Genomic DNA, 18,625 nt, shown 5'->3' on the forward strand with positions numbered 1-18,625 from the left:
GCGCCTGCGGATGACCTTCGCCAGTGTGCCCTGAGGCGGCGGGCTCGGAATCTACTCCGCCGCAGGGTGCACCATGTTCTTCGGCCCCGGCATCGCTCCCACCGGCGCCGCTTCATGACGACCGGCGTCCTCCGCATCTTCGCTGTGCACGACCAGCCGCTTGCCGAAGCGCCAGATCAGGGCGCCGAGATCGTCCATCACCATGAACATCGCGGGCACGAACACCAGCGACAGGATGGTCGAGAAGATCAAGCCGCCGATCACCGCGAGCGCCATCGGCGAGCGGAACTCGCCGCCCGCGCCGACCGCGAGCGCGCTTGGCATCATGCCCGCGGCCATCGCGATCGTGGTCATCACGATCGGGCGTGCGCGTTTCATGCCCGCGTCGATCATGGCTTCCTCGCGCGGTGTGCCGGCGTGAATGGACTCGATGGCGAATTCCACCAGCATGATCGCGTTCTTGGTGACGATGCCCATCAGCATCAGGATGCCGATCCACACCGGTGTCGTGAGCTGCTTGCCGGTGATCAGCAGGGCCGCGATCGCGCCGCCGATCGAGAGCGGCAGCGAGAACAGAATGGTGATCGGCTGCAGGAAGGTGCCGAACAGCAGCACCAGCACGGCGTAGACCATCATCAGGCCCGCCGTGATCGCGGTGGCAAAGCCTTCGGACAGTTCGTTCAGGCTTTCGGCGTCGCCGGAGGGGGAGACCTTCACGCCCTTCGGCCGGCTCTTCATGACCGGAAGGTCGTAGATCTTCTTGGTGGCGTCGCCGAGCGCTGCGGAGCCGACGAGATCGGCCGCGACGGTCGCCTGTCGCTCGCGATCGTAGCGGTTGATGCTGGTCGGACCCTGGTCGAGTTTGACGTCGGCGATGACGGAGAGCGGCACGCCGCCCTTCTCGCCGTGCTCGCCGAGCGGCACGCGCAACTGTTCGAGCGTCTTCAGATTGCCGCGCGCGGCATCCTCGAGCTGCACGCGGATCGGCACCAGACGGTCACCGACGTCGAACTTGGCGAGCGCGGGGCCGACGTCGCCGATGGTGGCGACACGGATGGTCTGCGACAGGCTTTCGGTCGAGACGCCGAGTCGTGCGGCGAGATCGGCGCGCGGTTCGACGCGCAGCTCGGGCCGCTCCAGCGTGGTTTCCGAGATCACGTTGGAGATGGTGGGAATCCGCTTCATCTGCGTCGCGAGCTCGCTGGCGACGTTGTTGACGATGTTGGCGTCTGCGCCGGTCACGACCAGCGAGATGGCGCGCAGGCCGTTCTCGTCGAGGAACCAGAAGCGGATGTCTGGAATGTTCTCCAGCTCCTGGCTGATCGAGAATTCGAGCTCGCGCTGGGTGATGTCGCGACTGTCCTTGGGCGTGTAGTTGATGATCAAAGCGGCGCGCCGGACTTCCTGGGTCCCCGGTGGAACGCGGCCGCCGTCGACGAAGATGCTCTTCACCTCGGGCCGCTTGCGCAGGCGCGCGACGATGTCTTCGGTGACTTTTTCAGTGTAGGCGAGCTGGGTGCCTGGCGGCAGCTCGAGGGCAACCAGCGAGCGCGAGCTGTCCTGCGCCGGCAGGAAGCCCTGCGGCAGCAGCGTGATGCTCCAGATCGAGGCGGCGAAGACGCCGAAGCCGACCAGCACCGTAATGAAATAGTGCTTCACCGACCAGGCCACGAGCCTGTGATAGGACCGCAGCACGCGGCCGGGCGGCGGCTCCTGGTGATTGCTATGTTTGAGGAAGTAGGCGGCGAGCACCGGCGTGACGAAGCGCGCCGCGAGCAGCGAGAAGAACACCTGCACCGAGACGGTGATGCCGAACTGCTTGAAGAACTGTCCGGCGATACCCGACATGAAGCTCGCGGGTGCGAAGATCGCGATGATCGTCAGCGAGATCGCGATCACCGCGAGGCCGATCTCGTCGGCGGCTTCGAGGGCGGCACGATAGGGCGATTTGCCCATGTTCATGTGCCTGACGATATTCTCGATCTCGACGATGGCGTCGTCGACCAGAATACCCGTCGACAGCGTGATGGCGAGGAAGCTGACGAGGTTGAGCGAGAAGCCGAGCAGGTCCATCGCCCAGAACGCCGGGAAGATCGACAACGGCAGCGAGATCGCGGCGATGATGGTGGCGCGCAAGTCACGCAGGAACAGCAGCACGATGACGACGGCAAGGATGGCGCCTTCGAACAGGGTCGAGATCGCCGCGTGGTAATTGCCGTTGGTATATTCGACCGAGGTGTCGATCACCTTCAGATCGACGTCGGGGTAGGTCGCCTTGAGCGTGTCGATGCGCTTCTGCACGGCCTCGGCGACTTTCACGTCGCTGGCACCCTTGGAGCGCTTGATGCCAAGCGCGACGATCGGCTCGCCGTTGAAGCGGGCGAAGGTGCGGCGGTCTGCGATGGTGTCGGTCACTGTGCCGAGATCGTCGAGCCGGACCTCGCCGCCGCCGAACAGCGGAATCATGGTGCCGGCGAGGTCGCTCAGCGTCTTGGCGCCGGCGAGGGTGCGGATCGCCTGGTCGTTCTTGCCGATCTCGGCGCGGCCGCCGGCGACGTCGACATTGGTGCCGCGCAGGCTCTGGCTGACGTTGACGGCCGTCAGCCCCATCGACTGCAGGCGGTCGGGATCGAGCGAGACCAGGATCTCGCGCTCGACACCGCCGATGCGCTCGACCTGGGCGACGCCACGTACGCCCTGCAGCGCGCGCTTGACCACGTCGTCAACGAAATAGGAGAGCTGCTCCGGCGTCTTGCCGGGCGAGATCGCGGCGTAGGTGACGATCGGCAGGCCGATGACGTCGACGCGCTGGATCAGCGGCTCGGTGACGTTCTGCGGCAGGTTGGAGCGCACGCGCGTCACCGCGTCCTTGACGTCGTTGAGCGCGCGGTCGGTGTTGGTTTCCAGCGCGAACTGGATCGTCGTCACCGACAAGCCGTCGGTGATCTGCGAGGTGATGTGCCTGACACCTTCGACACCGGAGACGGCGTCTTCAACCGTCTTGGTGACCTGGGATTCGAGCTCGGCGGGCGCCGCACCGAACTGCGATACCGCGACCGAGATCACGGGAATGTCGGCCGAGGGTAGCCGCGTCACCGCGAGCTTGGTGAAGGATACCCAGCCGAGGATCAGGAGGATAATGGAAAAAACCACCGACGGCAGCGGATTGCGGATCGACCATGCCGAGATATTGAGAGCCATCAGCGTACCCGCGTGCGATCGAGTTCATCAGCGAACATGGTCTTGATCTGGTCGCCGTCATGCAGCGAAGAGCCGGCGTCGGCCACGACGATTTCGCCGACGTTGAGGCCTTCCAGAATTTCCGTCGCGCTGTCCGACGACAGCCCGACCCGTACCTTGCGCGTCTCGACAATGTTGCCCTTGACGACCTGCACGGTGAGATGGTCGATCGCGGTCTTGGGAACCGCGACGCCGCAGCTTCGCTTGGCATCGATGGAGGCGCGGGCGAACACGCCGACTTTCAGCGAGGGATTGTTGGTGACGCTGATGCGCACGCGGCCGAGCTGGGTGGCGCGATCGATTTCGGGCGCGACCAGCCTGACCCGCCCGATCAGATCGGGCGCGTCGTCGCGGCTGATGCGCACGGTCGCGCCGGAGCTGAGCTTGGCCATGTGCACCGCCGGGACCTGCGCGTCCAGCTCGATCTCGTTGTTGACGGCAATACGGAACATCGGGCCGGCCTGCGGCGAGGCCGGCGCGCCGACGATGGTGCGGACCTCGGTGACGAGACCCGGCGCAGAGGCTTTCAGCGACACCGGACCTTGTGGACCGGGCCGCTGCGGCTGGCCGGGGATCTGGGGCGGTGCGGTCAGCCGCGCCAGCTCCTGATTGTCGGTGACGAGGGTGCCCTCGGTGACGAAGAGGTCGGTAACCCTGGATCCCTCCTGGTCGGCGACGACCACGGCTTCGCGGCGCGGCACGAAGAAGCCGGTTACCCGGACCAGGTCGGAGAAGCAGGCATTGGTCGACTTGGTCACGATGACCAGCGCTTCGCCCGGCGTTTCCTTGGGCTCGGCGCGGTGCCGGTGCTCGAACAGATAATAGCCGACGCCGAGCGCGACGACGAATACCACCGTTCCGGCTGGCTTGAGATATTGAGAGAGGTTCATCGCCGGATCGTCCTGGCCAGGCTCACGGCCATCCGCGCGCGGCCCATGGAGAGCGTTTCCCTGAAATAAAGCAGCGTCCCGCAAGGTTGCGGGACGCGCGCTGGAAGCGAGACTTTACACCACATCACGACTTGTCACTTCAAAGGATTACGTCGTGCTCACTTCGATGCGGTGGTCTTGTTTTCCATATTGACGACCTGCACGCGACGATTGACCTCCGCCATCGGCTGGGCCGGGTCCTTCAGCTTGCTCTTGCCGTAGCCGACGGTGACGAGGTCGGTCGCGGAGATGCTGTATTTGTCGACGAGGTAGCGCTTGATCGAATCCGCGCGGCGCTCCGACAGATCCTGGTTATAGCTCTCGCCGCCGGCGGCGTCAGTGTGGCCGGCGACCACGAAGGTCGAGCCTTTCAGGTCGGGGCTCGTCAGCGCGCGGCCGAGCGCCTGGACCGAGGCAAGCGATTTAGCGCTGATATTGGCTGAGTTGTAGTCGAACGTGATTTCCAGATCGATGTTTGGCTTGCCCTTGGCGGCCGACGCGATTTCTTCACGCTCGACCGACGAAAGGGAGCGTGTCGAGCGGCCGCGCACGGACTGGATCAGCTTGGACTCAGCCGCACTCGGTGCGGGATCGGCCTGCGGAGCGATCGAAAGGCCGCGGGTCAGCGGCTTCTTCGGCGGCGGCGCCAGCGCGCGGACGATCTCGTCCTCGGTGACGTTCTTGCTGTTGCCGTCGTCGCCCGCGAATGCCAGTGGGATCGTCAGCGACAGCGCGGCGCCGACGGTGATGATGGACAGGATTGCGGTAAGTCCCTTTGCAGCCAATCTCATAGCCAGTCCCTCCTGCGCAGCCAGCTCGCGTAGTTCCAAATCCCTGCAATAAGCCCCCCGAAAGGACGGCCTGCGGCATCCGTTCGATTAGTCTTCGCCGGGCCGTCGCGGGTTCGAGGCACATCGGCCCCAATTCAAAAAAATATCAACGCACTCCGTAGCTTGCGAATTCCTGAACAATGTTCGGGTCCATCGCCTTGGCATTGGCGATGTCGAGCGCACCCTCTTGGGCCGAGCCGTTGCGCTGCTTGGCGATCCCGCGTCCGAACAGCGAGGAGGTCAGGCGCGGATTGATCCTCAGGGCTGCCTCGAAATCGGCGATGGCGTTCTTGACCGCCCCCGATTTCAGATTGACGAGTCCCCGGCTGTCCAGCGCGTCGACGAAGTTCGGCCGTAGCCGCAGGGCCTCGTTGCAATCCTTCAGCGCGCCCTGGAGGTCACCGACCACCGTGCGGGTCCAGCAGCGATTGTTCAGAGCCTCGACGTCCTTTGGGTTGATCCGGAGCGTCTCGTCAAAATCCTTGATGGCCAGGCTGTAGGCGCCCTTGCTGGCATAGACTTGGCCGCGCCGGTAAAGCGCGTTCACGTCGTCCGGATTGGCCGCGATTTTGGCGGTCAGCCCCTTGATGGTGGGGTCCTCGGCCAGGACGGCCGCACTCGGCCCGCTCTCCATGCTCGGAGCGGTGACGGGATCGGCCGGTTTCACAGGCGGTGGCGGCGGCGGTACCGGCGGCAAGGCAGCCTCGACCTGCGGCTTCGGTGACGGAGCCGGTGCTGCCACTGCGTCGGCTGGTTTCGGCAGCACAGGTGGCGGTGGCGCGGGCGGAGCCGGCGGCGGGTTGTTGGCGACGACCGGCGGCGGAGCGGGAGGCGGGGGTGGCGGGGTCGTTGTCGGGCGCGACCCACCGGCCCCTGGAATGAACGAGAAATCCTCGGCCAGTGAAGAGGAGATCCACGGCACCTGCTCGCCCCGGGAGGCGCGGGTGACGCCCATCTTGGTGCGGTTCAGCGTCTCCTCGGCCATCAGGTCGGGGACGCGGATTTCCTTGAGGAGTTCCTGGACGAACAGGCTGTGCTCGCCGCCGGCGTCCGAGACCACCGAGGCCAGCGCCGCCGAATACATCACCAGCGTGCCGTTCGGCGCGATGACGGGGGTGAGGCCGGCTGAGAAGCTGCGGAACCGGCGCTCGAACGGGTTGCGCCTGGAGGCATCGACCAGCGCGATTTTGACGCCGGCGCCGCGGGTGTTGAGCTCGCCGAGCACGGTTTCGAGGCTGATGCCGTCGCGGCGCACGTCGGATTCGGTCCAGATCTGCGCATCGATCGGCAGCAAATAGCTCTGCCGCGCGGACTGGATGCCGAAGCCGCTAAAGAACACCAGTGCCACCGACCCCGGCTTGATCTTGCCGTAGAGCTTATCGAAGGCGCGGCGCATGCCGTCGCCGGTCAGGTTTTCACCGGTTTCCACGGAAAAGCCGTCGCGCTTGAGCTCGTCGGCGACGTCGCGCGCGTCGTTGAGCGGTTCCTTCAGGGGAGCGTCGGCGTCCGGATATTTGGCGTTGCCGATCACAAGCGCAAAGCGATCGCCGGCCGCAATCGACGGAGCGGTCGGGATGAGCGACACGAGCAAGGACAGAACGAAAAGCAGGCGAATTTTCATAATTAGCGCGATCCAGCCAAAAAGGCGCCGTTTCCAGCTTGCGCCGCGGCGACCTTAACTTACGCAATGTGCATTATCAAACCGGGGAAGGGGGGCGTCAACCGCTTGCAGATTCGGCGCTATCGCGACAATTGACCGCGACGCATGGGCATGTGGCGGGGGGAATAAACGGGCGGTCACGATTGCACGCGATGCATTCTGGTTGTCATTGCGTCTGCACGTTAGGGCAGCCATGGCGACAAGGATGTGATTGGTCTCACATTGCGGACGGGCCTTCTCCGCAACCTCCGGTGTTTGACCTTTGCGGTGGACGATGGCTTGGTGCGGTCGATCGCACTGAAGGTGCATCCACAAAAGAGCAAGATCAAAACCATGGGAAACGCCTACGAAATCTACGCCCTGCGCTATGCGACGATGTCGCCGCGCACCCCCAATATGAACTTCCTAGCGCCCGACCCGCATGACAGCGCGGCGCAGGACCTCGACTATTTCGTCTGGCTGATCCGCGGCAACGGCCGCGACATCCTGGTCGATACCGGCTTCAATGCCGAGGAGGCGGGCTTGCGCGCGCGCAAGCTGACGCTCAATCCGGTCGACGCGCTGGAGCGCTTTGGTGTGGCGGCAGCGAGCATTCGCGACATCATCGTGACGCATCTGCACTACGACCATGCCGGCAATCTCGACCGCTTCGCGAACGCGCGCTTCCATCTCCAGGAGCGCGAGATGGCCTACGCGACGGGGCGCTGCATGTGCAACGGACTGCTGCGACATCCGTTCTCGGTCGAGCACGTCACCCAGATGGTCCGCCATGTCTATGGCGAGCGCGTCACTTTCTATTCCGGGGACGGCGAGATCGCGCCCGGCGTCACCGTGCACCGCGTCGGCGGCCATTCGGACGGCCTGCAGGTGGTGAGGGTCGAGACGGCGCGCGGGCCCGTGGTGCTGGCGTCCGACGCCGCGCATTATTACGCCAATCTCCAGCGGAGGAGTCCGTTTCCGATCGTCTACAATGTCGGCGACATGGCGGTCGGCTGGGAGACGATCGAACGTCTCGCCGGCCATCCTGACCGGTTCATTCCCGGCCACGATCCGATCGTGACGGAGATCTATCCGCGTGCCAGCGACGAGAGCGATGTCTGGGCCCTGCATTTGCCGCCGTCGCGATCGTTTGCGAAGTGATCAATACGCCTGCTTGGCGTCGGCCTCCTCGCTGGTCTGGATCAAATCGAGGCTCTGTTCGATCTTGCCGAGCAGCGTCGATAGCTGTTTGCGCTCCTGCGCGGAGAGGCAGGCGAGGATCTCGTCTTCCCGTCGCAGCAATTGCGGAAACAGCTCCTCGTAGAGCGTGCGGCCTTTCCTTGTCAGTCGCAGGCGGAATTCGCGGCGGTCGGCTTCGTTCTCGACGCGCTCAATCAAACCCTGTTGCAGCAGCATGGTCACCGCGCGGCTGATCGTGGATTTGTGCGTGCGGGTGCATTGCGCGACGTACTGCGCGCTGCAGGCATCGTTGCGGAAGCCGAGCGTCGCGATCACGCGCCAGGCCGGGATGTCGAGGCCGTGACGTTCCTGATATTCGACCGAAAGCGCGGCGCTGACCTCCGCTGCGAGCCGGTTGAGGCGGAACGGCACGAACCTGAATAGGTCGAGCCGTGTTTTTGGCCGCGCTGAGGCCTCATCGGCCTCGCGTGTCTTCAGCGCGATGTCGCTGGATGTCCTCGCCAAGGAGAGCGCTCCGAATTCCAGTTGACGGCCGGCCGGCTCCGGTCCAAAATAGTTGCACGTGAGACTATTAGCAGATCAGGCCTCTCCTGACCAGAGCCGAGGTTAGCGCATGGCGAAGGCCAATACGCATCAGGCCAAAACCCAGTTCGGCTATCGCCGCCACCCCGATCAGGATCGTCCCGGCCAGAGCGCGGCCGAGCATCCCGTGGTGGTCGTCGGCGCGGGCCCGGTCGGGCTATCGCTTGCGATCGACCTTGCCCAGCGCGGCCAGCGCGTCGTCCTTCTGGATGACGCCGACCGCATCGGAGAGGGCTCCCGCGCGATCTGCTTCTCGAAACGCTCGCTGGAATATTGGGACAGGCTCGGCGTCGGCGACCGCATAGTCGACAAGGGCGTGGTCTGGAGCGTCGGCCGCATCTTCCACGGCGAGCAGCAGCTCTACCAGTTCAATCTGCTGCCGGACGACGGTCACAAGCGGCCGGCCTTCATCAATCTCCAGCAATACTACGCCGAAGCCTATCTGGTCGACCGCATCAGCGAGCTGCCCGAGATCAACCTGCGTTGGCGCAACAAGGTGACGGCGCTGGAGAGCCGCAACGATTCCGTCGCGCTGACGATCGAGACGCCGGAGGGCGCCTATCGCCTGCACGCGCAATATGTCGTCGCCTGCGACGGCGCGCGCTCGTCGCTGCGGCAGATGGTGGGCGCCGATTTCGCGGGACAGGTGTTCGAGGACCAGTTCCTGATCGCCGACGTCAAGATGACCGCGGAATTCCCGACCGAACGCTGGTTCTGGTTCGATCCGCCGTTTCATGCGGGACGTTCGGCGTTGTTGCACCGACAGCCCGACGACGTCTGGCGCATCGACCTCCAGCTCAATCGCTATGCAGATCCCGTCGTCGAGAAGAAGCCCGAGAACGTGCGGCCGCGGATTGCGCGCATGCTCGGCCACGACGAGTTCGAGTTCGAGTGGATCTCGCTCTACAAATTCCAGTGCCGGCGGATGGACCGCTTCGTCCATGGCCGCGTGATCTTTGCAGGCGATTCCGCGCACCAGGTCTCGCCCTTCGGCGCGCGCGGCGCCAATTCGGGACTCGAGGACGCCGAGAACCTCTCCTGGAAGCTCGACCGCGTGCTGCGCGGCGCCTCACCCGCGAGCCTGCTCGAGAGCTATCATGTCGAGCGCAGTGGGGCGGCCGACGAGAACATCCGCGAATCCACCCGCTCGACCGATTTCATGGCGCCGAACTCGCATCAGGAAGCGCGGCTGCGGAAGGCGGTGCTGTCGCTGGCGAAGGAAACGGAGTTCGGCAAGCGCATGGTCAATGGCGGGCGGCTCTCGGTGCCGTGCAGCTATGACTCGCCGCTGTCATCGCCCGATGCGGATGCGTGGCGCGCTGGCCCGCTCCCGGGTTGTTCGATGCTCGATGCCCCCGTTGCGATGCGCGCGGGCGAGCAAAGCTATTTGACGGATGCGTTCCGGCAGGGCGGAACGGATTTCACGTTGCTGTCGTTCAGCAATGGCGCGGCGATCGATGCGCCCGTTGGTGTGAAGGACATCTGCATCGGCGGTGAGGACGGGCTCGCAGATCCGGCGGGGCTCACCGCAAAGCGATATGATGCGGAACCAGGCTCAGCCTACCTGCTAAGGCCGGACGGCTATGTCGCGGCGCGCTTTCGCCAGCCGACGCGTGCCGGCGTCGCGGCAGCGCTGTCGCGGGCCCAAGGATTGAATTGAGGATTCGCATGCCGCTCTCGACCAGCTCCAACTTCGCGCGACCCGACGACGCCTTTCGCGCCATCATGGAGGCGCATCGTGGCTTCACCGACGAGCAGAGCGCCGATTTCGACGCGGCGCTGGTGCTGATCCTCGCCAACCATATCGGCGATATCGACGTGCTGCGGGAGGCGATCCTCCTCGCCAGGCGGCGCATGATCGACGGCCAGCAGCAACAGCAACAACAGCAATAATGTCCAAAGGAACGAACTGATGGCGAAGAATTTCGCATCCACCGGCGACCTCTCCGAGAAGAAGATCACCTTCTCCGAGATCGGCACCGATCTCTACGCCTTCACCGCGGAGGGTGATCCGAACACCGCGATCATTGTCGGCGACGACGGTTGCCTCGTGTTCGACGCGCAATCGACGCCGGCGATGGCCAACAAGGTGATCGAGCGCGTCCGTACCGTCACGGATAAGCCGATCAAATATGTCGTGCTGTCGCATTATCACGCCGTGCGCGTGCTCGGTGCCTCCGCCTACAAGGCGCAGGGCATCGTCGCCTCTCAGGAGACCTATCGCCTGATCGAGGAGCGTGGCCAGCAGGATTGGGATTCCGAATATGGCCGCTTCCCGCGCCTGTTTCAGGACGCATCGAGCATTCCCGGCCTGACCTGGCCGACGCTGACTTTCGAAGGCGAAATGTCGATCTATCTCGGCAAGCGCGAGGTGCGCCTGATGCAGCTCGGCGCCGGCCACACCTCCGGCGACATCGTCGCCTGGGTGCCTGATGCCGAAGTGATGTTCTCCGGTGACCTGATCGAATACCACTCGGCCTGCTATTGCGGCGATGCGCACTTGCGCGAATGGCCGCTGACGCTGAACGAAATCCGCAACTTCAATCCTAAGGCGATTGCGCCGGGCCGCGGCGATGCGTTGAAGGGTGTCGCCACGGTGCGCGAAGCCATCGCGATGACCCGCGACTTCGTCACCTCGCTCTACGGCGCCGCCGAAATCTCGGTCGCCAAGGGCCGCACGCTGAAGGAATCGATGGCCGCGACGCGCGAGGTGATGGATCCGAAATTTTCGAGCTTCGCCATCTACGAGCACTGTCTGCCGTTCAACGTGTCGCGCGCCTATGACGAGGCGTCGGGGATCGACGACCCCGTGATCTGGACCGACAAGCGCGACCAGGAGATGTGGGCCGCCCTGCAAGGAGGAGGATAGAAATGAACATCAATACCTCGCCCGATCAGATCATTCGCAGCTCTGCCCAGGTCACGCCGGGCTACATGTCGGGCTTCGGCAACAGCTTTGAGACCGAAGCGCTCCCCGGCGCGCTGCCGATCGGGCGCAACTCGCCGCAGCGCTGTGCCTACGGCCTCTATGCCGAGCAGCTTTCCGGCTCGCCCTTCACCGCGCCGCGCGGCAGCAATGAGCGCTCATGGCTCTATCGCATTCGCCCGTCGGTGAAACATTCGGGTCGTTTCGAGAAGGCCGACGGCGGCTTGTGGCGGTCGGCACCGTGCCATGAAAACGATCTGCCGATCGCACAATTGCGCTGGGATCCGGCGCCGATCCCGAAGGAGGACATGACCTTCCTTCAGGGCGTGCAGACCATGACCACCGCCGGCGACGTCAACACCCAGGCCGGCATGGCCGCCCATGTCTATCTCATCACCAAATCGATGGTGGACCAGCACTTCTACAATGCCGACGGCGAGCTGATGTTCGTGCTGCAGCAGGGCAATCTTCGTATCGTCACCGAGTTCGGTCGCATCGACGCCGAGCCCGGCGAGATCGTGGTGATCCCGCGTGGCGTCAAGTTCCGGGTGGAGATTCCGAGCGGACCGGCGCGCGGCTATCTCTGCGAAAACTACGGCGGCGCCTTCACGCTCCCGGAGCGCGGGCCGATCGGCGCCAATTGCCTCGCCAATGCCCGCGACTTCCTGACGCCGGTCGCGCACTACGAGGACAAGGACACGCCGACCGAGTTGTTCGTGAAATGGGGTGGATCGTTGTTCAAGACGCAGTTGTCCCACTCGCCTATCGACGTCGTCGCCTGGCACGGCAATTATGCGCCGTACAAATATGATCTGCGGAGCTTCTCGCCGGTCGGTGCGATCGGCTTCGATCATCCCGATCCCTCGATCTTCACCGTGCTGACCTCGCCGTCGGAGACCCCGGGCACGGCGAATATCGATTTCGTGATCTTCCCAGAGCGTTGGATGGTCGCCGACAATACCTTCCGCCCGCCGTGGTATCACCTGAACATCATGAGCGAGTTCATGGGCCTGATCTACGGCGTCTACGACGCCAAGCCGCAAGGCTTCGTGCCGGGCGGCATGAGCCTGCACAATTGCATGCTGCCGCACGGCCCCGATCGAGATGCCTTCGAGCATGCCAGCAACGGCGAGCTGAAGCCGGTCAAGCTGACCGGCACCATGGCCTTCATGTTCGAGACCCGCTACGCGCAGCGCGTCACCGCGCACGCCGCGAATTCCGCGACGTTGCAGGACGACTACGCGGATTGCTGGAAGGGCCTGGAAAAGCGGTTCGACCCGAGCAAGCCGTAGCGTTCTGCCCCTCTCCCCTTGTGGGAGAGGGTGGCTCGCCGCGAAGCGGCGAGACGGGTGAGGGGTTCTCTCTCCCCACATGAGCCTCTTGCAGTATCAATTGTCGATACAACCCCTCATCCGGCGCTTCGCGCCACCTTCTCCCACAAGGGGAGAAGGAAAAAGGACCGTCGAAAAGTGACAACGCACCCCAACGACCCCAGCCTCCGCTCTTTCATCGACGTCGATCCCGCCTCCGACTTCCCGATCCAGAACCTGCCTTACGGCGTGTTCTCGACCGCGGCCAATCCGACTCCGCGGGTCGGCGTGGCGATCGGCAATTATGTGCTCGATCTCTGGGAGCTCGAGCAGGACTCGCGGCTCGATGTCGGGCCGCTCGGCGTGTTCTCGACGTCGTCGCTCAATGCTTTCATGGCGCTGGGGCCAAAGGTCTGGGCGAAGACGCGGGCGCGGATCAGCGAGCTGCTGCGTGCCGATCATCCCGAGCTGCGCGATAACGAGGAGCTGCGCGAGCAGGCGCTGGTGCCGATGCGCGATGCGAAACTGCATCTGCCATTCGCGGTCTCCGGCTACACCGATTTCTATTCCTCTAAGGAGCACGCCACAAATGTCGGCGTGATGTTCCGTGGCAAGGACAATGCGCTGCAGCCGAACTGGCTGCACATGCCGATCGCATATAACGGCCGTGCCTCGACCGTCGTGGTCTCCGGCACCAAGGTGAAGCGTCCGCGCGGGCAGCTCAAGCCGCCGAATGTGGAGGTGCCGAGCTTCGGACCGTGCAAGCGGCTCGATTTCGAGCTGGAGATGGGTGTCGTGGTCGGGCAGCCCTCGCCGATGGGCGGCATGCTCACTGAGCAACAGGCCGAGGAGATGATCTTCGGCTTCGTGCTGCTCAATGATTGGAGCGCGCGCGATATCCAGCAATGGGAGTATGTGCCGCTTGGCCCGTTCCTCGCCAAGGCGTTCGCGACTTCGATCAGCCCGTGGGTGGTGGCGCGCGCGGCGCTGGAGCCGTTTCGCCTGAAGGGGCCGGAGCAGGAGCCGGTGCCGCTCGATTACCTCAAGCAGGGTAAGCCGCAGAACTACGATCTCGAGCTCGACGTCTCCTTGCGTGCCGCCGGAGCCAACGCGCCGGCCGGCATCAGCCGCACCAATTTCAAATACCTGTACTGGTCCTCGGTGCAGCAGCTGATGCACCACGCCTCCTCCGGCTGCGCCATGAATGTCGGCGACCTCCTCGGCAGCGGCACCATTTCCGGCCCGGAGAAGAACCAGCGCGGCAGCCTGTTGGAGATCAGCTGGAACGGCACCGAGCCGGTCGAATTGCCCGGCGGCGTGAAGCGCACGTTCCTGGAAGACGGCGACAGCCTCGTCATGCGCGGCTGGTGTCAGGGCGAGGGCTATCGCGTCGGTTTTGGTGAGGTCGAAGGGACGATTTTGCCGGCGGAGTAGGGCGCCCCACACTCCGTCTTGTAGGGTGGGCAAAGGCGCATCAGCGCCGTGCCCACCATTCCACTCCGCGATCGCGGTAGCGTGGTGGGCACGCTTCGCTTTGCCCACCCTACGAAGTCAGCGCATTTCAGGCGGTACGTCCTTGACCCGCGCGCAATGCGCCGCGACGTCCTCCATGCTGTACTTCAAATGCACCCGCTTGTCCGACGGCGCCTGGTTGGTGGTGCACACGCCCGGTCGCCATTCCTGCGTTGGCCGTATCGGGCGCGGCGCAAAACCGCCGCCGCAGTTCGGGCAAACATTGGAGAGTTTCGTCTCCACGCAGTCCGCACAGAACGTGCATTCATAGGAGCAGATCCGCGCATCGATTGCGTTCGGCGGCAGGTCGCGGTCGCAATATTCGCAGTTCGGTCGAAGCTGGAGGGCCATGGCTCAGTCTCCGCAGATTGGCGGGGATCATCGCAGATCGCACGCGCAGCGCGAATGCCGGATTTCCCTCGATTTCAGCCGAGTTTGATTTCCTTCAGTGGCAGACGCGTGCTTTCCTTGAGCCTGTCGAGCACGATCGAAGAGCGCACATGCGCCACGCTCTGGTGCGGCATCAGCACGTCGTTGACGAGATTGGAGAGACCCTTCAGGTCGCGCAGCACGGCTTTCAGCACATAGTCGGCGTCGCCCGTGAGCGAATAGGCCTCCTGGATCTCGTCGATGCGATTGACCAGCGTTCGGAAGCGTTTCGAGTTGTCCGGCGAGTGGGTCGCCAGCGTCACCTGGATGAAGGCGACCACGCCGAAGCCCAGGGCCTCGCTGGAGAGATCGGCGTGGTAGCCTGATATGACCTTCTCCTCCTCCAGCCGCATCCGCCGGCGCGAGCATTGCGAGGCCGAGAGGCCTGCGAGGTCGGCCAGTTCCTGGTTGGTGAGGCGGCCGTCGTCCTGGAGCGCGCCCAGGATCTTGAGGTCGAAGGCATCCACCAAAGTCATGCGCAGTTTATCCATTTGATGCACAGATCGTGCACAACTTAGCCAAAAGACGTCCCATTTGCACGTTCATTGCAGGCATCGTGAAGGATAATTCATGGCAGCCGCAATTTGGGAGAGCACCATGGGTCCGTTTCCGCACGATGCACCGCCGGCCACGATCAGCGCCGACAATCCGATGGGCACCGACGGGTTCGAGTTCGTCGAATATGCGCATCCCGATCCGGAACAGCTGCACGCCGTGTTCAAGCTGATGGGCTATGCGCCCGTCGCGCGCCATAGAACGAAGAAGATCACGGTCTATCGCCAGGGCGACATCAATTACCTCGTCAACGAGGAGCCCGGCACGCACGGTCACGATTTCGTCGCCGCGCACGGCCCCTGTGCGCCGTCGATGGCGTTTCGCGTCGTCGATGCGAAGATGGCCTATGACCGCGCGATATCGCTCGGCGCCGAACCTGCCGATGTGTCATCCGCGCAGAAGACGCTCGACGTCCCCGCGATCAAGGGCATCGGCGGCAGCCTGCTCTATTTCGTCGATCGCTACGGCGCCAAGGGGTCGGCCTATGACGGCGAGTTCGAATGGCTGGGTGCGCGCGATCCACGGCCTGCCGGCGCCGGCCTGTTCTATCTCGATCACCTCACCCACAACGTCCACCGCGGCCGCATGGACGTCTGGACCGGCTTCTACGAGAAGCTCTTCAACTTCCGCCAGATCCGCTTCTTCGACATCGAGGGCCGCGCCTCAGGCCTGTTCTCGCGCGCGCTGACGAGCCCCGATGGCAAGATCCGGATTCCCATCAACGAGGACGCCGGCGATTCCGGCCAGATCGAGGAATATCTCAATATCTATCGCGGCGAAGGCATCCAGCACATCGCCTGTGGTTGCCGCGATATCTACCGCACTATCGAGGGCCTGCGCGAAGCCGGCCTGCCCTTCATGCCGGCGCCGCCCGAGACCTATTTCGAACGGATCGACGCGCGCCTACCCAAGCATGGCGAGGACGTCGCGCGACTTCAGGCCAACGGCATTCTGATCGACGGCGAAGGCGTGGTCGACGGCGGCCAGACCAAGGTGCTGCTGCAGATCTTCTCGGCCAACGCGATCGGCCCGATCTTCTTCGAGTTCATCCAGCGCAAGGGCGACGACGGTTTCGGCGAAGGCAATTTCAAGGCGCTGTTCGAATCGATCGAGGAGGATCAGATCCGGCGCGGGGTGCTGAAGGTGGATGCGGCGTAGGCCGCGGCTTTTTGGCAGACTGCCGCGTCAAAACAGCTGTCGTCCCGGCGAAGGCCGGGACCCATACCCCCAGGGAGTGGCTGTTGCACGCAGGCGGTAACCCCGAGTCTTCGCCAAACCAAATGTCGCGGCTATGGGTCCCGGCCTTCGCCGGGACGACCCGGAGTGTGGTGCGGCAGCGGAGATCTTGCAGCTCCTAACGCTCCGCCCACGCCTTCGTCACCGCCCCGATCTCCGCCGCTTCCGGCTCGCGCACCGCCGATGGCGTCCGCGAAAAGCGCGGCGCCGGCGCCGGCTGCTTCACGCCGTGGCGCTCGACGAAGACGTTGCGGGCGACCATGTGCGGATGCTCGGTCGCTTCCGACATGGTCAGCACCGGCGCGAAGCAGATGTCGGTGCCTTCCATGATCTTGCACCAGTCCTCGCGCGTCTTGCTCTTGAACACCGTCTTCAGTTTTTCCTTCAGCGCGGGCCATGCGTTGCGGTCCATCTGCGCATCGAAATCGGCGTCGGTCAGGCCGGCGTGCTCGCGCAGCAGCGCGTAGAACTGCGGCTCGATCGAGCCGATCGAGACGAAATGGCCGCAGGCGCATTCGTAGACGCCGTAGAAATGCGCGCCGCCGTCAAGGAAATTTTCATTGCGGCCTTCGGTCCAGCGACCGAGCGTGGTCATGTCGAAGAAGAACGACATCAGCGATGCCGCGCCGTCGCACATCGCGGCATCGATGACCTGACCCTTGCCTGACCGCGAGGCCTCCAGCAGCGCCGCAAGCACGCCGACGACGAGGTAGAGCGCGCCGCCGCCGAAATCGCCGACCAAATTGAGCGGCGGCACCGGCGCTTCCTTCGTGCCGATCGCGGCAAGCGCGCCGGTGATGGAGATGTAGTTGATGTCGTGGCCGGCGGCATTGGCGAGCGGGCCTTGCTGGCCCCAGCCGGTCATGCGGCCGTAGACCAGCTTTGGATTGCGCGCGAGCACCACGTCAGGGCCGAGGCCGAGCCGCTCCATCACGCCGGGACGGAAACCCTCGACCAGCGCGTCGGCATTCGCAAGCAGATCGAGCACCTCTGCGATCGCCGCCTTGTCCTTGAGATCGAGCTCGATCACCTTGCGGCCGCGGCCCGCGACCGACTTCATGTTCTTCCTGGCGCCGACCCGATCGAGCGTGACGATTTCAGCACCCATGTCGGCCAGCATCATGCAGGCGAACGGGCCCGGTCCAATGCCGGCGAATTCGACGATGCGGAAGCCTGCGAGCGGGCCGGAGGCGCGAACGGAGGAGGTGGGGGCTGATTTGTCGAGCAATTTGTTGTTTCCTCGGGTCGTGGGCGGATGCCGATTGTTCGGCAATCGCCTCGGACATTCCTCTGTGGGCGAGTTAATTGGCTGATTAACTTTTCTCGCCTTCACGCCAGTGAGGCAAGCGCTTTCATCCGCACGGCCAAATAAAAACGGCGCGCACCGAAGTGCGCGCCGCGGAAAATTTGCGTCGAGGCGCTATCAGCGTGCGGCAGCCACCGCGCGCTGCGCCATCACCTTGATGAGGTTGGCGCGGTACTCCGCCGTGCCGTGGATGTCGGCCAGCAGATTGCTCGCCGAAATGCTCACGCTGTCGATCGCCGACGGTGACCAGTTCGCCTTCAGCGCCGCCTCGATGGCAGGGACCCGCATCACGCCGCTTTGCGAGGCGCCGGTGGCGGCCACCCGAATCTCGCCCGACTTCGTCTGCGCAACGAACACGCCGGTCAGCGCGAAGCGAGACGCAGGGTGGCGCATCTTTTCATAGCCTGCCTTCGCCGGAACCGGGAACGACACGGTGGTGATGAGCTCGCCGTCTTCCAGCGCCGTCGTGAACATGCCCTGGAAGAAGTCATCCGCCGTAATCGACCGCTTGTTGGTCTTCACGGTGGCACCGAGCGCGAGCAGCGCGGCGGGAAAATCCGCCGCGGGATCGTTGTTGGCGATCGAGCCGCCGATCGTGCCGCGATAGCGCACGGCGGGGTCGCCGAGCACCGAGGTGAGATAGGCGATTGCAGGAATCGCCTTCTTCACATCGGCATTCTGCATGATGTCGAAATAGGTCGTGCCGGCCTTGATGGTCAACACGTCGCCCGAGAGTTCGACACCCTGCAGCTCCTTGATCTTGCCGAGGTCGATCACATCGGAGGGGCTGGCGAGGCGTTGCTTCATCACCGGCAGCAGCGTCTGGCCGCCGGCGAGGAACTTTGCTTCGCTGCTCTTGGAGAACAGGGCGACGGCTTCGTCAACCGAGGACGCGCGATGATAAATGGTCTGGTACATCTTCGTTCCTCTC

At 64.2% G+C, this 18,625-nt stretch carries 16 protein-coding genes; 7 read left to right on the forward strand and 9 right to left on the reverse strand.

Annotated elements, in window-relative coordinates:
- Positions 1-51: 51 nt before the first annotated feature.
- The 4 genes from AC0L27_RS20765 to AC0L27_RS20780 all read right to left on the reverse strand — a co-directional run bounded on the left by AC0L27_RS20765 (position 52) and on the right by AC0L27_RS20780 (position 6,620).
- The gene (locus tag AC0L27_RS20765) at positions 52-3,201 is read right to left on the reverse strand and encodes an efflux RND transporter permease subunit (RefSeq protein ID WP_354210687.1); all 3,150 of its coding nucleotides are present in this window, start codon (positions 3,199-3,201) and stop codon (positions 52-54) included.
- A complete protein-coding gene (locus tag AC0L27_RS20770; protein WP_354210686.1) occupies positions 3,201-4,130 on the reverse strand; it encodes an efflux RND transporter periplasmic adaptor subunit in 930 nt (309 codons plus the stop codon). The genes AC0L27_RS20765 and AC0L27_RS20770 overlap by 1 nt, the downstream gene beginning before the upstream one ends.
- 158 nt (positions 4,131-4,288) lie before the next feature.
- The gene (locus tag AC0L27_RS20775) at positions 4,289-4,960 is read right to left on the reverse strand and encodes an OmpA family protein (protein WP_473320177.1); all 672 of its coding nucleotides are present in this window, start codon (positions 4,958-4,960) and stop codon (positions 4,289-4,291) included.
- A 145-nt stretch (positions 4,961-5,105) separates the two neighbouring features.
- Positions 5,106-6,620 carry a caspase family protein gene (locus AC0L27_RS20780; RefSeq protein WP_354210685.1) on the reverse strand — a complete coding sequence of 505 codons (1,515 nt, stop codon included), beginning with the start codon at positions 6,618-6,620 and terminating at the stop codon, positions 5,106-5,108.
- A 372-nt stretch (positions 6,621-6,992) separates the two neighbouring features.
- On the opposite strand from AC0L27_RS20780, the gene AC0L27_RS20785 reads away from it, so the two are divergent.
- A complete protein-coding gene (locus AC0L27_RS20785) occupies positions 6,993-7,799 on the forward strand; it encodes an N-acyl homoserine lactonase family protein (RefSeq protein ID WP_354210715.1) in 807 nt (268 codons plus the stop codon).
- Here AC0L27_RS20785 and AC0L27_RS20790 read toward each other — a convergent pair whose 3' ends face one another.
- The gene (locus tag AC0L27_RS20790; protein WP_354210684.1) at positions 7,800-8,342 is read right to left on the reverse strand and encodes a MarR family winged helix-turn-helix transcriptional regulator; all 543 of its coding nucleotides are present in this window, start codon (positions 8,340-8,342) and stop codon (positions 7,800-7,802) included.
- Between the two features lie 109 nt (positions 8,343-8,451).
- Between AC0L27_RS20790 and AC0L27_RS20795 the strand changes: the two genes are divergently transcribed.
- The 5 genes from AC0L27_RS20795 (at position 8,452) to fahA (ending at position 14,090) form a co-directional block, all read left to right on the forward strand.
- Positions 8,452-10,080: an FAD-dependent oxidoreductase gene (locus AC0L27_RS20795; protein WP_354210683.1), complete on the forward strand. Its 1,629-nt coding sequence runs from the start codon at positions 8,452-8,454 to the stop codon at positions 10,078-10,080.
- Positions 10,081-10,088: 8 nt separating this feature from the next.
- Positions 10,089-10,313, forward strand: a complete 225-nt coding sequence (locus AC0L27_RS20800; RefSeq protein WP_275172668.1) for a DUF2783 domain-containing protein — start codon at positions 10,089-10,091, stop codon at positions 10,311-10,313.
- Positions 10,314-10,332: 19 nt separating this feature from the next.
- Positions 10,333-11,289: an MBL fold metallo-hydrolase gene (locus tag AC0L27_RS20805; RefSeq protein ID WP_275172669.1), complete on the forward strand. Its 957-nt coding sequence runs from the start codon at positions 10,333-10,335 to the stop codon at positions 11,287-11,289.
- A 2-nt stretch (positions 11,290-11,291) separates the two neighbouring features.
- Positions 11,292-12,638 carry a homogentisate 1,2-dioxygenase gene (hmgA, locus tag AC0L27_RS20810; protein ID WP_275172670.1) on the forward strand — a complete coding sequence of 449 codons (1,347 nt, stop codon included), beginning with the start codon at positions 11,292-11,294 and terminating at the stop codon, positions 12,636-12,638.
- Between the two features lie 177 nt (positions 12,639-12,815).
- Complete coding sequence (gene fahA / locus AC0L27_RS20815) at positions 12,816-14,090, forward strand: fumarylacetoacetase (protein ID WP_473320182.1); 1,275 nt, start codon at positions 12,816-12,818, stop codon at positions 14,088-14,090.
- A 117-nt stretch (positions 14,091-14,207) separates the two neighbouring features.
- Here the strand turns inward: fahA and AC0L27_RS20820 are convergent, their stop codons facing one another.
- Together AC0L27_RS20820 and AC0L27_RS20825 are read right to left on the reverse strand one after the other, a co-directional pair.
- The gene (locus tag AC0L27_RS20820) at positions 14,208-14,519 is read right to left on the reverse strand and encodes a DUF1272 domain-containing protein (RefSeq protein ID WP_354210681.1); all 312 of its coding nucleotides are present in this window, start codon (positions 14,517-14,519) and stop codon (positions 14,208-14,210) included.
- 74 nt (positions 14,520-14,593) lie between these two features.
- Positions 14,594-15,073, reverse strand: coding sequence for an Lrp/AsnC family transcriptional regulator (locus AC0L27_RS20825; RefSeq protein ID WP_354210680.1), 480 nt, complete (start codon positions 15,071-15,073; stop codon positions 14,594-14,596).
- Between the two features lie 121 nt (positions 15,074-15,194).
- On the opposite strand from AC0L27_RS20825, the gene hppD reads away from it, so the two are divergent.
- Entirely contained in the window at positions 15,195-16,310 is a 1,116-nt protein-coding gene (gene hppD, locus AC0L27_RS20830; RefSeq protein ID WP_354210714.1) for a 4-hydroxyphenylpyruvate dioxygenase, read from the forward strand.
- Positions 16,311-16,506: 196 nt separating this feature from the next.
- On the opposite strand, the gene AC0L27_RS20835 is transcribed toward hppD, so the two are convergent.
- Together AC0L27_RS20835 and AC0L27_RS20840 are read right to left on the reverse strand one after the other, a co-directional pair.
- Complete coding sequence (locus AC0L27_RS20835; protein WP_473320184.1) at positions 16,507-17,616, reverse strand: CaiB/BaiF CoA transferase family protein; 1,110 nt, start codon at positions 17,614-17,616, stop codon at positions 16,507-16,509.
- 195 nt (positions 17,617-17,811) lie between these two features.
- On the reverse strand, positions 17,812-18,612 hold the full coding sequence (locus tag AC0L27_RS20840; protein ID WP_354210679.1) for an FAD binding domain-containing protein: 801 nt from the start codon (positions 18,610-18,612) through the stop codon (positions 17,812-17,814).
- Between the last annotated feature and the right edge of the window lie 13 nt (positions 18,613-18,625).

The sequence above is a fragment of the Bradyrhizobium sp. Ken51 genome (assembly GCF_055807435.1).

What these genes read in the sequence shown, in the direction of transcription:
- AC0L27_RS20765 (WP_354210687.1), bottom strand. Translation starts at nt 3,201, where the DNA reads ATGGCTCTCAATATCTCGGCATGGTCGATCCGCAATCCGCTGCCGTCG.
- AC0L27_RS20770 (WP_354210686.1), bottom strand. Translation starts at nt 4,130, where the DNA reads ATGAACCTCTCTCAATATCTCAAGCCAGCCGGAACGGTGGTATTCGTC.
- AC0L27_RS20775 (WP_473320177.1), bottom strand. Translation starts at nt 4,960, where the DNA reads ATGAGATTGGCTGCAAAGGGACTTACCGCAATCCTGTCCATCATCACC.
- AC0L27_RS20780 (WP_354210685.1), bottom strand. Translation starts at nt 6,620, where the DNA reads ATGAAAATTCGCCTGCTTTTCGTTCTGTCCTTGCTCGTGTCGCTCATC.
- AC0L27_RS20785 (WP_354210715.1), top strand. Translation starts at nt 6,993, where the DNA reads ATGGGAAACGCCTACGAAATCTACGCCCTGCGCTATGCGACGATGTCG.
- AC0L27_RS20795 (WP_354210683.1), top strand. Translation starts at nt 8,452, where the DNA reads ATGGCGAAGGCCAATACGCATCAGGCCAAAACCCAGTTCGGCTATCGC.
- AC0L27_RS20800 (WP_275172668.1), top strand. Translation starts at nt 10,089, where the DNA reads ATGCCGCTCTCGACCAGCTCCAACTTCGCGCGACCCGACGACGCCTTT.
- AC0L27_RS20805 (WP_275172669.1), top strand. Translation starts at nt 10,333, where the DNA reads ATGGCGAAGAATTTCGCATCCACCGGCGACCTCTCCGAGAAGAAGATC.
- hmgA (WP_275172670.1), top strand. Translation starts at nt 11,292, where the DNA reads ATGAACATCAATACCTCGCCCGATCAGATCATTCGCAGCTCTGCCCAG.
- AC0L27_RS20820 (WP_354210681.1), bottom strand. Translation starts at nt 14,519, where the DNA reads ATGGCCCTCCAGCTTCGACCGAACTGCGAATATTGCGACCGCGACCTG.
- AC0L27_RS20825 (WP_354210680.1), bottom strand. Translation starts at nt 15,073, where the DNA reads ATGACTTTGGTGGATGCCTTCGACCTCAAGATCCTGGGCGCGCTCCAG.
- hppD (WP_354210714.1), top strand. Translation starts at nt 15,195, where the DNA reads ATGGGTCCGTTTCCGCACGATGCACCGCCGGCCACGATCAGCGCCGAC.
- AC0L27_RS20840 (WP_354210679.1), bottom strand. Translation starts at nt 18,612, where the DNA reads ATGTACCAGACCATTTATCATCGCGCGTCCTCGGTTGACGAAGCCGTC.